The organism is Streptomyces sp. NPDC047014, assembly GCF_040644195.1.
Classification (GTDB): Bacteria; Actinomycetota; Actinomycetes; order Streptomycetales; family Streptomycetaceae; genus Streptomyces.
Genome location: NZ_JBEYVX010000074.1, coordinates 18,757 through 30,116 on the forward strand (window position 1 = coordinate 18,757; position 11,360 = coordinate 30,116).

Annotated in this window: 14 protein-coding genes and 1 pseudogene; 6 read left to right on the forward strand and 9 right to left on the reverse strand. The window is 72.8% G+C overall.

What is annotated here, in order from left to right:
• Window positions 1-194: 194 nt before the first annotated feature.
• From groL to ABZ873_RS27400, 3 genes are all read left to right on the forward strand, one after another.
• The gene (groL, locus tag ABZ873_RS27390) at window positions 195-1,817 is read left to right on the forward strand and encodes a chaperonin GroEL (protein ID WP_360877091.1); all 1,623 of its coding nucleotides are present in this window, start codon (window positions 195-197) and stop codon (window positions 1,815-1,817) included.
• Window positions 1,818-1,951: 134 nt separating this feature from the next.
• A complete protein-coding gene (locus ABZ873_RS27395) occupies window positions 1,952-2,515 on the forward strand; it encodes a hypothetical protein (protein WP_360877094.1) in 564 nt (187 codons plus the stop codon).
• An 88-nt stretch (window positions 2,516-2,603) separates the two neighbouring features.
• Window positions 2,604-3,212 (forward strand): phosphoribosylanthranilate isomerase, encoded by a 609-nt coding sequence (locus tag ABZ873_RS27400; protein ID WP_360877097.1) that lies wholly within the window; start codon window positions 2,604-2,606, stop codon window positions 3,210-3,212.
• On the opposite strand, the gene ABZ873_RS27405 is transcribed toward ABZ873_RS27400, so the two are convergent.
• From ABZ873_RS27405 to ABZ873_RS27420, 4 genes are all read right to left on the reverse strand, one after another.
• Entirely contained in the window at window positions 3,209-4,126 is a 918-nt protein-coding gene (locus ABZ873_RS27405) for a S41 family peptidase (RefSeq protein ID WP_360877100.1), read from the reverse strand. The genes ABZ873_RS27400 and ABZ873_RS27405 overlap by 4 nt on opposite strands.
• A gap of 188 nt (window positions 4,127-4,314) precedes the next feature.
• On the reverse strand, window positions 4,315-4,611 hold the full coding sequence (locus ABZ873_RS27410) for a hypothetical protein (RefSeq protein WP_360877103.1): 297 nt from the start codon (window positions 4,609-4,611) through the stop codon (window positions 4,315-4,317).
• Window positions 4,612-5,170: 559 nt separating this feature from the next.
• The gene (locus ABZ873_RS27415; RefSeq protein ID WP_360877106.1) at window positions 5,171-5,482 is read right to left on the reverse strand and encodes a DUF397 domain-containing protein; all 312 of its coding nucleotides are present in this window, start codon (window positions 5,480-5,482) and stop codon (window positions 5,171-5,173) included.
• On the reverse strand, window positions 5,466-6,302 hold the full coding sequence (locus ABZ873_RS27420) for a helix-turn-helix transcriptional regulator (protein ID WP_360877110.1): 837 nt from the start codon (window positions 6,300-6,302) through the stop codon (window positions 5,466-5,468). The genes ABZ873_RS27415 and ABZ873_RS27420 overlap by 17 nt, the downstream gene beginning before the upstream one ends.
• Before the next feature lie 115 nt (window positions 6,303-6,417).
• Here ABZ873_RS27420 and ABZ873_RS27425 point away from each other — a divergent pair, with 115 nt between their 5' ends.
• Both ABZ873_RS27425 and ABZ873_RS27430 read left to right on the forward strand, forming a co-directional pair.
• Entirely contained in the window at window positions 6,418-6,636 is a 219-nt protein-coding gene (locus ABZ873_RS27425) for a hypothetical protein (RefSeq protein WP_360877113.1), read from the forward strand.
• On the forward strand, window positions 6,633-6,851 hold the full coding sequence (locus tag ABZ873_RS27430) for a hypothetical protein (protein ID WP_360877116.1): 219 nt from the start codon (window positions 6,633-6,635) through the stop codon (window positions 6,849-6,851). Before ABZ873_RS27425 ends, ABZ873_RS27430 begins: the two co-directional genes overlap by 4 nt.
• A gap of 3 nt (window positions 6,852-6,854) precedes the next feature.
• Here ABZ873_RS27430 and ABZ873_RS27435 read toward each other — a convergent pair.
• The 3 genes and pseudogenes from ABZ873_RS27435 to ABZ873_RS27445 form a co-directional block, all read right to left on the reverse strand.
• Window positions 6,855-7,025 (reverse strand): annotated as a pseudogene (locus ABZ873_RS27435) (GNAT family protein); the annotation flags it as partial.
• Window positions 7,026-7,043: 18 nt separating this feature from the next.
• Window positions 7,044-7,256 (reverse strand): hypothetical protein, encoded by a 213-nt coding sequence (locus ABZ873_RS27440; protein WP_360877119.1) that lies wholly within the window; start codon window positions 7,254-7,256, stop codon window positions 7,044-7,046.
• Window positions 7,257-7,263: 7 nt separating this feature from the next.
• Window positions 7,264-7,899, reverse strand: a complete 636-nt coding sequence (locus ABZ873_RS27445; RefSeq protein ID WP_360877122.1) for a class I SAM-dependent methyltransferase — start codon at window positions 7,897-7,899, stop codon at window positions 7,264-7,266.
• A 101-nt stretch (window positions 7,900-8,000) separates the two neighbouring features.
• Between ABZ873_RS27445 and ABZ873_RS27450 the strand changes: the two genes are divergently transcribed.
• Window positions 8,001-8,375, forward strand: a complete 375-nt coding sequence (locus ABZ873_RS27450) for a MerR family transcriptional regulator (RefSeq protein WP_360877125.1) — start codon at window positions 8,001-8,003, stop codon at window positions 8,373-8,375.
• Between the two features lie 67 nt (window positions 8,376-8,442).
• Here the strand turns inward: ABZ873_RS27450 and ABZ873_RS27455 are convergent, their stop codons facing one another.
• Together ABZ873_RS27455 and murQ are read right to left on the reverse strand one after the other, a co-directional pair.
• A complete protein-coding gene (locus ABZ873_RS27455; RefSeq protein WP_360877128.1) occupies window positions 8,443-10,023 on the reverse strand; it encodes a PTS transporter subunit EIIC in 1,581 nt (526 codons plus the stop codon).
• Window positions 10,024-10,108: 85 nt separating this feature from the next.
• Window positions 10,109-11,050 carry an N-acetylmuramic acid 6-phosphate etherase gene (murQ, locus tag ABZ873_RS27460; protein ID WP_360877131.1) on the reverse strand — a complete coding sequence of 314 codons (942 nt, stop codon included), beginning with the start codon at window positions 11,048-11,050 and terminating at the stop codon, window positions 10,109-10,111.
• Between the last annotated feature and the right edge of the window lie 310 nt (window positions 11,051-11,360).

The following is an 11,360-nucleotide window of genomic DNA, read 5'->3' on the forward strand; positions in this document are numbered from 1 at the left end:
GCTTGCACTCGGAGGGGTCGAGTGCTAATCATTGGCGTTAGCACTCTCCGAGTGAGAGTGCTACTGAACGAGGACCGGGTCGGTGAGGCCCGCAGGGTCCGGTGGGAAGGAACCGCCGGGCACGCAGGCCGTCCGTCGCGGGCGCGGGCGCGGTCCTGGGAGCAATCCACCGCTGTCCGGGAGGACCACTTCAGATGGCCAAGATCATTGCGTTCGACGAGGAGGCCCGGCGCGGCCTCGAGCGTGGGATGAACCAGCTCGCCGACGCCGTCAAGGTCACCCTTGGCCCCAAGGGTCGCAACGTCGTCCTTGAGAAGAAGTGGGGCGCCCCCACGATCACCAACGACGGTGTCTCCATCGCCAAGGAGATCGAGCTCGAGGACCCGTACGAGAAGATCGGCGCCGAGCTGGTCAAGGAAGTCGCCAAGAAGACGGACGACGTCGCCGGCGACGGTACGACCACCGCCACCGTGCTGGCCCAGGCGCTCGTCCGCGAGGGCCTGCGCAACGTGGCCGCCGGTGCGAACCCGATGGCCCTCAAGCGTGGTATCGAGAAGGCCGTCGAGGCCGTCTCCGCCGCCCTGCTCGCCCAGGCCAAGGATGTCGAGACCAAGGAGCAGATCGCTTCGACGGCCTCCATCTCCGCCGCCGACACCCAGATCGGCGAGCTCATCGCCGAGGCCATGGACAAGGTCGGCAAGGAAGGCGTCATCACCGTCGAGGAGTCCCAGACCTTCGGTCTGGAGCTGGAGCTCACCGAGGGTATGCGCTTCGACAAGGGCTACATCTCGGCGTACTTCGCCACCGACATGGAGCGTATGGAGTCGGCTCTCGACGACCCGTACATCCTGATCGTCAACTCCAAGATCGGCTCGGTCAAGGACCTGCTGCCGCTCCTGGAGAAGGTCATGCAGTCCGGCAAGCCGCTGCTGATCATCGCCGAGGACGTCGAGGGCGAGGCCCTGTCGACCCTGGTCGTCAACAAGATCCGCGGCACCTTCAAGTCCGTCGCCGTCAAGGCCCCGGGCTTCGGTGACCGCCGCAAGGCCATGCTCGGTGACATCGCCATCCTCACGGGCGGCACGGTCATCTCCGAGGAGGTCGGCCTCAAGCTGGAGAACGCCGGTCTCGACCTGCTGGGCCGCGCCCGCAAGGTCGTCATCACCAAGGACGAGACGACCATCGTCGACGGTGCCGGTGACAGCGACCAGGTCCAGGGCCGCGTGAACCAGATCCGCGCCGAGATCGAGAACTCGGACTCGGACTACGACCGCGAGAAGCTCCAGGAGCGCCTGGCGAAGCTGGCCGGCGGCGTGGCCGTCATCAAGGCCGGTGCCGCGACCGAGGTCGAGCTCAAGGAGCGCAAGCACCGCATCGAGGACGCCGTCCGCAACGCGAAGGCCGCCGTCGAGGAGGGCATCGTCGCCGGTGGTGGCGTGGCCCTGCTCCAGGCGTCCGCCGTCTTCGACAAGCTGGAGCTCGACGGCGACGAGGCGACCGGCGCCAACGCCGTGAAGCTCGCGCTGGAGGCCCCGCTCAAGCAGATCGCCGTCAACGGTGGCCTGGAGGGTGGCGTCGTCGTGGAGAAGGTGCGCAACCTTCCCATCGGCCACGGCCTGAACGCCGCGTCCGGCGAGTACGTCGACATGATCGCCGAGGGCATCATCGACCCGGCGAAGGTGACGCGCTCCGCGCTGCAGAACGCCGCGTCGATCGCCGCGCTGTTCCTGACGACCGAGGCCGTCATCGCCGACAAGCCCGAGAAGGCCGGTGCCCCCGCGGGCGGCGGCATGCCGGGTGGTGACATGGACTTCTGATCGTCCTGAGGGTCGATCGGCTGTTCTCGAACGAGGGCGGCACCCCGACGGGGGTGCCGCCCTCGGGCGTTCCCGGCCCGTCCGGGCGGTAAAACCTATGGCCGGGGCGGGGGCGGGCGTGTGAACGTACGCGCATGGGGAGTTCGTGGGCCTACGCGGTGTTCCGGACCGATGATCTCGGGGAGGCCCATCGCCGGGCCCGGATGCTGTGCGCGCGGATGCGGCCGCTCGAACCGGAGATGTGGCTGTGCGCGCGGACGCGGACGGTGGCCGAGGCGCGGGGCATGGCGGCGCTGCTGCCGGCGGGCATGTTCGACCCGTCGGACTACTGGTCCGCGGCCGACACCTGGTACCTGGGCGCGGAACTCCCGCGCGACGACCACGAGCTGGCCGCCGCGCTGCCGCTGACCGTGGACGCGTACGCGGCTCCGGGCGCGGTGGAGCAGGCGTTCCTGCGGGTGCTGCGGGGCGGGGTGGCCACGATGCTGTGGCGGGGGGCCTGGCCGGAGGTGCCGGGGATCCCGTCCGCGTCGGCCGACCCCACGAACCAGCGGGTGGAACTCGACCTGAACGAGGGACACCCGGAGGGCCGCCACACGGTCTACGCGCACTTCGCGGACCCGGACGAGATCGGCGCGGCGCATCTCGCCGAGGCGATCGGCGGCACGCTCCTGGGCCCCGCCCAACGAGGCCGCTGACGGCACGGATCCGGCCCCGACGGCGTGTGAGGCGCGGGTCCGGGCAGAGCCCGGGAGACGGCGGGGCGGCTCCGCATACGCTGGAGGCATGGCTGACCTCTTCGTGAAGATCTGCGGGCTGCGGACCGCGCCGGACGTGGACGCCGCCGTGGCGGCGGGAGCCGATGCCGTCGGCTTCGTCTTCGCCCCCGGCAGCCCCCGTACGGTCGGCGCCGCGGCGGCGCGGGAGCTGGCGGCGCGGGTGCCGGAGTCGGTGCTCACCGTCGGGGTGTTCCGCGGGCAGCCGGTGGCGGAGGTGCGGCGGTTCGCCGAGGAGAGCGGGGTGCGGGCCGTACAGCTGCACGGCGAGGAGGGGCCCGAGGAGTTCGCGGCGCTGCGCGCGGACGGCCGGACCCTGCTGCGGGCCACCGCGCTGCCGGTGGAGCGCTGCGGTGCGTACGGGGAGGACCTGCTGCTGCTGGACGCGCCCGACCCCGGCTCCGGGAAGCCGTGGAACTGGGGGGCGGCGGATTTCACCGCGCCCGAGGGCCGCTGGCTGCTGGCGGGCGGGCTGCACGCGGGCAATGTGCGCGAGGCGCTGGAGACGACCGGGGCGTGGGGCGTGGACGTCTCCAGCGGCGTCGAGCGGGAGCGCGGGGTGAAGTCCCCGGAGCTGATCCGCGCCTTCGTGACGGCGGCGCGGGGCGGCCGGCCCTAGGAGGCGGACGAGGCGGAGGCGGCGGAGGCCGTTCTCGTCGCCAGCGCCTTGAGGGCGGTTTCGAGGGCCTGGTCCGCCGGGGCGGGGAGGTCGGGGGTGACGCCCACACCCTCCCAGTTGCCGCCCGTCACGGTGTTCACGGTGCGGGCGATCGGCACCGTCACCTGGATGTGCTCGGTGAGGGTGTGCCGGACGGTGGGGTGGGCGCCGCCGCGGGTGGTCTCGCCGACGAGGGTGGCGCGGCCGTGGGCCTGGAGGGTGTAGGCGACGTCCTCGCCGCCGGAGAAGGTGAGGGCGCTGGTGAGGATGTACACCGGGCGGTCGAGGTAGCGGGGCGCGGGCAGGTGGCCGGCGGTCCAGTACTGGCGGGTGGTGCCGGTGGGGCCGTCGTGGATGTCGTTGAGGTGGGTCTGGTCGTCGGGGAAGAAGTAGCTGCACCACATCGCGGCGCCCTCGGGCATGCCGCCGCGGCAGGACCGGAGGTCCAGGACGAGGGCGGTGCTGCCGGCGGCGAGCTGCATGGCGGCGCCCATGGCGGGGGCGCCCTCGTCGGTGCCGGGTATGTAGGTGATCCGGACGACCGCGACGCCGTCGTCCAGGGTCTCCACGCGCCGGACGCCCTGGTTCTCGCTGCGGAGCAGGGCGAGGAAGGCGGCGCGGCCGGCGTCCTGGTCCTCGGGCTCCAGGGACAGGGGCTCCGCGGACCAGAGCAGCCGCATGTGCTTGTCGGGGCAGACCTCCTGGAGGTCGGCGGTGACGGCCGCGCAGAGCGCGGGCCCGTCCAGCCCGTCGTACGCGCCGTCCGCGCGGCGGCGGCGGATCGCGATGCCGATCCGCTCGGCCTTCTCGGGGAAGACGTAGCCGGTCCCGATGTGGTGCAGGGCCTGTTCGATGATCTCTTCGGTGTGAGGCACGGCGCGCCATGCTAGGCCCGCACGGCGTTCACCGCAGCGGGTTTTCGTCCCCCCTGCCCGCCCCGCCCGGACGGCCGGGCACGACCGGCGTTCCGGTGACGGCGAGGCCGAGGCGCATCGGGAGCATGACGCCGTGGAGACCTCGCCCATCCACTGGACGGCCTTCTCGGTGGCGGCGACCGCCGCGGTCAGCAGGGGCCTGCGGGAGGCGACGGCGGCACACAGGGGAGCGGGCACCCCGCCGTCGTGCCGAGCGCGGCGGGTCCGAAGCCGAGGTCGCGGGTGCCGCGGCCCGCGTCGGCGGACAGGCCCGGCAGGAGGGTGACGCAGACGATGCCCGCCACGGACACGGCGGCGAGGACGGTCGGGACGACGGGGGCGGTGGTGCGGCGAGCGAAGACGGCCGCCGGGACGCCGAGCGCCACGGCCAGGACGCAGAATCCGAGGACGAGGCCCGGTACCGCGCCCATCGACGCTTCGCTCATGAGGGTGTCTCCTCGGGGGCGTGGTACGACGTGCTGACGTTGCCCCACTGCGTGATGACCGTCTGCCCGGCGGAGACGGACTGGTAGGCGTCGCCGCTGGTGGTGGCGGCGTACGCGGCGGTCCCCCGGCGACGGCTCCGATGGCCGACGTCCGCATGAGCATGCGAACCCCTCCCCAGTCCGTTGAGCTGTTCCGGCGAGTGACGCTAGAGATGCACCGGTGACGGTCCAGGTGAATACGAGCCGTTCGCCACGACACACCGGTGCGTGGGGAGGGCGGGGTGGACCCCCGTCGGGGGCTGCTGCGGCTGCGGGGATGCTCGGTCGGGCGGGAGCGCGGCCGTCGCCGACGGGCCCGAATCGACCGGCGCCGGCTGCCGCTGGGCAACGGCCAGGATCGCCATGGCCGCGACGGATGGTGCGGTCGGCGGCGTGGCGAACAAGGTGAAGCAGGTCGCGAACCGGCTCGGGAACGAGGCCACCGAGGGCGTCGTCCAGAACCTCTGAGCCGACCCCCTTCGGGCGCACCGCGTACTGGCTGCGCCCGAAGGCATGTGGGTCAGACGCTGGCGATGAACGCCGTCCAGGCGGTTGCGCCGAAGGCGATGTGCGGGCCGTCCGTCACCTTCGAGTCCCGGACGGGCACGATGTCGACGTGCGCGTCGCAGACCTCGACGCAGCTGCCGCCGTCGCCGTCACTGTGGGTGGACTTCCGCCAGCTGCCCATCTCCAGGCAGCTACCGCCGCTGGCGTCGCTGTAGCTGGACTTGTGCCAGGTGGCCATCTCCAGGCAGTCGCCGCCGCTGGCGTCGCTGTAGGAAGACTTGTGCCAGATGGCTGTCGAGAGGTCGTACTCAGGCGTGCTGGTCATGTTCGTAATCCTCCGCCACCGACTCGATCAAGGCCAGAGATTCACGCGGGGGAAGCGCGTTGGCCGTAAGGAGATCGTAGGCCAGTGTGTGGCGGGCCACCGTCGCCGGATCGTCGAAAAGCTGCCCCGTATCCATGCCTTGGACGTAAGCCAGTGGGGGAGCGTCTTCGAAGGACATCAGCTTGAGAGAACCCGCCATCGCTGCGTGCATGCCAGCGCTGAACGGGAGGACCTGGACGATGATGCGGCGCTGGCGCACCAGATTGGCAATGTGGCGCAGAGCTTCGGCCAGCACCTTCTTGCTCTTGCCTACGCGGCGCAGTACGGCCTCGTCGAGCACGCACCAAAACATGGGGGGAGTTGGAGCGTCGAGCACCTCGGAGCGCTCCAACCGGTTCGCGACCAGTTCGCCGATAGCCTCCTCGTCCGCGGTGGGATGGCCAGCGCGGAACACTTCGCGCGCGTACGCCTCTGTCTGGAGCAGCCCCGGGATCAGCTGGGGCGCGTACTCACGGATGGCCGTCGCCAAGGCTTCCGCCTTGGCTGCCTCCGCGAAGTGGTCGGGATACTTCGTTTTGGCCGCCGCCTCGCAGTTTCGCTCGAAAAAGCCGTCCGTCTCGAGGAGTTCGTCCAGCTGTCGGGCGAACCGAAGATGCATTCGACGCGTACCCGCTTCGAGTTGGCCGATGAACGACCCGCTGACGTACAGCGCTGCGCCCAGTTCGTTCTGGCTGAGCCCGGCGCGTTCGCGGGCAACGCGCAGCTCAGCGCCCAGAAAGGCGCGTGGGGAGGAGGAGGGATCGAGGATTTTCGTTGCCATGGCAACTCCCAATCAACACATGGGGGTGTTCCCGGGTGCTTTCTTGAAAGGCTAGCCATCTGGTCGCCACTCTGTGTCGAGAAGTCGCATACTCAGAGTGGAAAGGTGACATGTCATGGTGCTCTCGCCCAAGGAACGGATGCAGGCGGCGGAGGAGGCCGTACGGGAGCTCAAGGCTGCGCTCGACGGGGTGGGGGTGACGTTCCCCTCGCTCGGGGTGGAGCGGGTGTCTGCGGCCGGAACGTACGGCTTGCCGCTGGTGGATCTGGGGCGGTGCAATCTGGACACCGCGCTACGGCTGGCGGCCGTACTGCACGAGCGGTCGCACCCATGAGCGGGTGCGACCGGACGCGGGTGGAGGCCGCGCTGGAAGGGTTCTTCGAGGTGGCGCGGAGCTGGGAGTTCGAGCTGGCCTGGAAACTGTGCTGGCTGGAACGGGAGTTCGCGGAGGCGGGCTGGAAGGGCGGGCCGCCGGCCAGCCAGGAATCGGTGCGCGATCTGGACCGCTTCCTGCGGGGGGCCCGGGGGGCCGAGGAGGCGGGGGCGTAGGGGTCAGTCCGTGCGGAGGCGCGCGTGGAGGTGTTCGTCGTGCCAGCCGTCGGAGTGGAGGAGGGCGCCCCTCATGGTGCCCTCCAGGGGGAATCCGGCCCTGAGGGCCACGGCGCAGGACGCCGGATTCCGTACGGAGTGCGTGATGCGCACGCGGTGCAGGCCCAGGTCCTCGAAGGCCCAGCGGGACGCCTAGCGCGCGATGCGCTCCCCGGCTGCGGCCGGGTCGAGGCGGGGGTTGCGGTTCCAGTGGGCTATGTCCGGGTCGTGGGTGGCCTCGGCCAGGGCCGGGGCGTCGGGTGGGGTCCAGGGGCGCAGGAGTGCCCCGCAGGGCAGGGGGAGTTCGGGCTGCGGGGCGGAGGACATGTGGCCCGGGGGGACGACGGGCGGTATCGGGGCGGTCATGGGGTGATCATGCAGCGCGCTTCACGCACAGGGCGGTTTCGCCGAGGGAGTGGGTGTGCCAGTGGGCGGGGTCGCTCAGGTGGGCGGTGGCTTCGGGGGGCGGGCCCAGGATCAGGTTGCCCGCGAGCAGGGTGCCGCCCGGGCGCAGCAGGCGGTGCAGGTGGGTGACGACCTCCAGGGTCGGGGTGAAGCCGTCGAAGAAGGCCAGGTCGTAGGCGCCGGGGTCGAGGCCGGGCAGGACCTCCTCCGCCGCGCCGGGGCGGACGGTCACCCGGTCGGTGAGGCCGTGGCGGGCGATCTGCTCCCGGGCCAGCCGGACGTGGTCCGGGTCCGTCTCGACGGTGTCGACGTGCGCCAGCGGCGCCGCGTCCGCCATCGCGAGCGCGGTGTAACCGAGGGCCGTGCCCACCTCCACGATCCGCCGCGCGCCGACCGCCGCCGCCAGGGTGGCGGGGAGCGAGCCCTCCCCGTACGCGTACGCACCGCAGCCGTGGGCGCGCCGGTGGCGGCGGGTGGCCTCCTGCACCCCGGCGAAGGCGTCGGGGACCTCCAGGGGGTTCCGTACGGCCGCGACGACCGCCACGGCGGCGGTCCGGACCCGGCGCCACCGGTCGGTGCGGTGCGCTGTCGTCTTCGCGCTCATGGGCCTCTGCTCCCGGGGGACTCGGGCGGGCCTGTCCGGCGCGCCGCTCTGCGCGTACGGTGGCACTTGAACCGGACTTCAAGTCAAGGGGCGGGCCGGGCATGGACATCGCGGAAGTGGCGGCGGCGACGGGCGTCGCGCCCTCCGCGCTGCGGTACTACGAACGCCTCGGCCTGCTGGAGCCCGAGGGGCGGAACGGCCTGCGCCGGACCTACCGCCCGGAGGCGGTCGACCGGGTGGCCCTGATCCTGGCGGCGCGGGCCAGCGGCTTCTCCCTGGCCGAGCTGAAAGAGCTGCTGGATACGCCGCCGGGTGAGGTGCGCCCGTACCTGCGCGGGCGGATCGACGTGCTCGACCGGCGCATCGAGGCGATGCGGGAGGCGCGGGCGCGCATCAGCCACGCCCTGACCTGCGCGCACCCCTCGCTGCTGGACTGCCCGACCTTCCGGGCGGGGCTGCGGGACCTGCTGCCGTAGGGGACGGGCCCGGGTCGGTCGGGTCGGGTCGGTTCGGGTCGGTGGGCCGGTCGGGTCGGTCGGCGGCTCAGGTCAGGGCCGGGGCCTTGGCCGGGCCGTCGGGGTCCGGGGCGGGCGGGTCCGGCGTCGCGTCCGGGGCCGGGGCCGGGTCGGGGTCGGGGTCGGTGTTGAGGTCGGCCAGCATGCGCGGGGTGAAGCCGAAGAAGTACGTGGCGGCGAAGCCGACGAGGTAGCCGACGAGGAGACCGCCCGCGTAGATCGCGAGGCTCGCGCCGAGGCCCGACGTACCGTCCAGCAGCGGGAAGAGGGCCCAGCCGGACGGGCCGATGGCCGTGGAGCCGAAGGAGACGCCGAGCTGGTTGAAGAGCCCGACGAAGGCTCCGCCGGCCGCGCCGCCCACGCAGGCGGTGACGAAGGGGCGGCCCAGGGGGAGGGAGACGCCGTAGATGAGGGGTTCGCCGATGCCGAGGAAACCGGCGGGGAGCGCCGACTTGATGGTGGCGCGCAGCGATCCGTTGCGCGGGAGGCGGCAGTAGACGGCGAGGGCCGCCCCGACCTGCCCGGCGCCCGCCATGGCGAGGATGGGCAGCAGGACGGTGTGGCCGGACTGCTCGATGAGCGTGGTGTGGATGGGGATCAGGGCCTGGTGCAGGCCGAGCATCACGAGCGGGAGGAAGAGCCCGCCGAGGACCAGCCCGGCGAAGGCGCCGCCGGTGGAGAGCAGGCGGTCGGCGAAGGTGCCGATGGCGGCGGATGCCTCGCCCGCGAGGAACATGAGGCCGAAGAGGGTGGCGAGGCCGGAGAGGAGGACGGTGAGGGTGGGGGTGACCAGCACGTCCAGGGCCTCGGGGACCCAGCTGCGGCACCACCTCTCCACGTACACGGCGAGGAGGGCGGCGGCGAGGGCGCCGAGGACGCCGCCCTGGCCGGGGCGGAGCTCCGTACCGAAGGCGGTGATCTTCGCGACGCCCGGGAAGACGATGATCGCGGCGACCGCGCCGCCGAGGACGGGGGTGCCGCCGAACTCCTTGGCGGTGTTGTAGCCGACGAAGACGGCGATCAGGGACATGAAGCCGGAGGCGATGGCGGCGAGGGCGGGGACGACGGCGGGGAGCAGGCCGAGGTTGGCGAGGAGGCCGTTGAGGCCCGCGATGACGCCGCAGCCGATGAGGGCGGGGATGAGCGGGACGAAGATGTTCGCGACGCGGCGGAGGAGGAGCTTGAGGGGGGTGGCGTTGCGGCGGGCGCCGGCCTGCTTCAAGGCGGCGCCCCGGGCGGCGAGTTCCTGGGCGGTGGTGGGCGGGGTCGTGGGTGGGGTCGCCGGTGGGGGCGTGGGCCGGGCCGTGGGCGGGGTTGTCGGCGGTTCCGCCGGTGGGGGCGCCGGCTGGGATTGCGCGAGCAGGGACTCGAACTCCGGGGTGACGCGGGCGACCGTGCCGGGGCCCAGGACGATCTGGTAGCTCTCGCCGTCCTCGACCACGCCGAGTACGGCGGGCAGCGCGCGCAGGGGCTCGTCCTGGACGAGGGAGCGGTCGCGCAGCGAGAGGCGCAGGCGGGTCATGCAGTGGGTGACGGAGCGGATGTTGTCCGGGCCGCCGACCAGCGGGAGGATCGCGGCGGCCGTGGCGCGGTTCTTGTCTGGGGACATGTTTCGCCTTGCCGGTTGGGGGCTGGTGGGGCGGGGGCGCGGGGCGGCGGGTGCGGGCCAGTGGGCGCGGGTCGGCGGGCGTGGGTCAGCGGGTGTGGGTCAGGGCGGCGCGGAGGTGGCCGTGGGCGGCGGTGAGGAGGCGGGCGGCCTCGGGGGCGTCGACTCCGCCGAGGAGGACGAGGATCGCGTGCTTGACCTCGCCGCCGGTGGCGGTGAGGGCCGCCTCGATCTCCTCGTCCGGCGCGCCGGTGGCGAGGGCGACGATGCGGTGGGCGCGGGCGCGGAGCTTGTCGTTGGTGGAGCGCAGGTCGACCATGAGGTTTCCGTAGGTCTTGCCCAGGCGGATCATGGTGATGGTCGAGATGAGGTTGAGGACGAGCTTCTGCGCGGTGCCGGCCTTGAGGCGGGTGGAGCCGGTGAGCAGTTCGGGGCCGACGACGACCTCGATGCGGTGGTGCGCGGCGGCGGCGAGCGGGGAGCCGGTGTTGCAGGCGAGGCCGATGGTGAGCGCGCCGAGGGCGCGGGCGTGCTCGACGGCGCCGACGGCGTAGGGGGTGCGGCCGGAGGCGGAGATGCCGATGAGGGTGTCCTCGGGGCCGAGGGAGAGGGCGTCGAGGTCGGCGCGGGCCAGTTCGGCGGAGTCCTCGGCGCCTTCGACGGCGCGGGTGAGGGCGGTGGGGCCGCCGGCGATGAGGCCGACGACGGTGGCGGGGTCGGTGTTGAACGTCGGCGGGCACTCGCTGGCGTCGAGCACGCCGAGCCGGCCGGCGGTGCCGGCACCCGCGTAGACGAGGCGGCCGCCGCGGGCCATGCGGGGGGTGAGGGCGTCGATGGCGTCGGCGATGCGGGGGAGCTGCGCGGCTACGGCCGGGGGGACGGTGGCGTCCTCGGCGTTCATGGTGCGGGCGAGGGCGAGGGTGGGGAGCTTGTCGATCTCGGCGAGGTCGGGGCGGAAGGCTTCGGTGGTGAGGGTTTCCAGCGTGGCGCGGAGGTTTGAGGCGGCGGCGGCTGCTTCGGCGGCGGTCATGGCGGCTCCCGGGGGTCGCCTGAACGCTATTTTCGCCCCGAGCCAAGGTCAATCCGCCATTCCGGCCGCCCGCCTGCCTCCGCGCTTCCGCCGCGCAATCCAGCCTCGCCGGCGTTTGAGTCGCGGGGGTTCGGGGGCGGAGCCCCTGACGGCGGCGCCGCACCCGGCATGCTTGGGCGCCGTCGCGCAAGCGGCCCCGACCTCCGGCCGGGCTTCGGGCGAGGCCGACGGCTACGACGGCGGATCCGGCTACGAGGACACCTACGACCACCCCCGCAGGCGCCGCGGCAAAGGGCGCAGGTGGGCCACC

What these genes read in the sequence shown, in the direction of transcription:
- ABZ873_RS27395 (WP_360877094.1), top strand. Translation starts at nt 1,952, where the DNA reads ATGGGGAGTTCGTGGGCCTACGCGGTGTTCCGGACCGATGATCTCGGG.
- ABZ873_RS27445 (WP_360877122.1), bottom strand. Translation starts at nt 7,899, where the DNA reads ATGAGCGCGAAGACGACAGCGCACCGCACCGACCGGTGGCGCCGGGTC.
- ABZ873_RS27425 (WP_360877113.1), top strand. Translation starts at nt 6,418, where the DNA reads ATGGTGCTCTCGCCCAAGGAACGGATGCAGGCGGCGGAGGAGGCCGTA.
- ABZ873_RS27400 (WP_360877097.1), top strand. Translation starts at nt 2,604, where the DNA reads ATGGCTGACCTCTTCGTGAAGATCTGCGGGCTGCGGACCGCGCCGGAC.
- ABZ873_RS27430 (WP_360877116.1), top strand. Translation starts at nt 6,633, where the DNA reads ATGAGCGGGTGCGACCGGACGCGGGTGGAGGCCGCGCTGGAAGGGTTC.
- ABZ873_RS27415 (WP_360877106.1), bottom strand. Translation starts at nt 5,482, where the DNA reads ATGACCAGCACGCCTGAGTACGACCTCTCGACAGCCATCTGGCACAAG.
- ABZ873_RS27410 (WP_360877103.1), bottom strand. Translation starts at nt 4,611, where the DNA reads ATGAGCGAAGCGTCGATGGGCGCGGTACCGGGCCTCGTCCTCGGATTC.
- groL (WP_360877091.1), top strand. Translation starts at nt 195, where the DNA reads ATGGCCAAGATCATTGCGTTCGACGAGGAGGCCCGGCGCGGCCTCGAG.
- ABZ873_RS27420 (WP_360877110.1), bottom strand. Translation starts at nt 6,302, where the DNA reads ATGGCAACGAAAATCCTCGATCCCTCCTCCTCCCCACGCGCCTTTCTG.
- ABZ873_RS27455 (WP_360877128.1), bottom strand. Translation starts at nt 10,023, where the DNA reads ATGTCCCCAGACAAGAACCGCGCCACGGCCGCCGCGATCCTCCCGCTG.
- ABZ873_RS27450 (WP_360877125.1), top strand. Translation starts at nt 8,001, where the DNA reads ATGGACATCGCGGAAGTGGCGGCGGCGACGGGCGTCGCGCCCTCCGCG.
- murQ (WP_360877131.1), bottom strand. Translation starts at nt 11,050, where the DNA reads ATGACCGCCGCCGAAGCAGCCGCCGCCGCCTCAAACCTCCGCGCCACG.
- ABZ873_RS27440 (WP_360877119.1), bottom strand. Translation starts at nt 7,256, where the DNA reads ATGACCGCCCCGATACCGCCCGTCGTCCCCCCGGGCCACATGTCCTCC.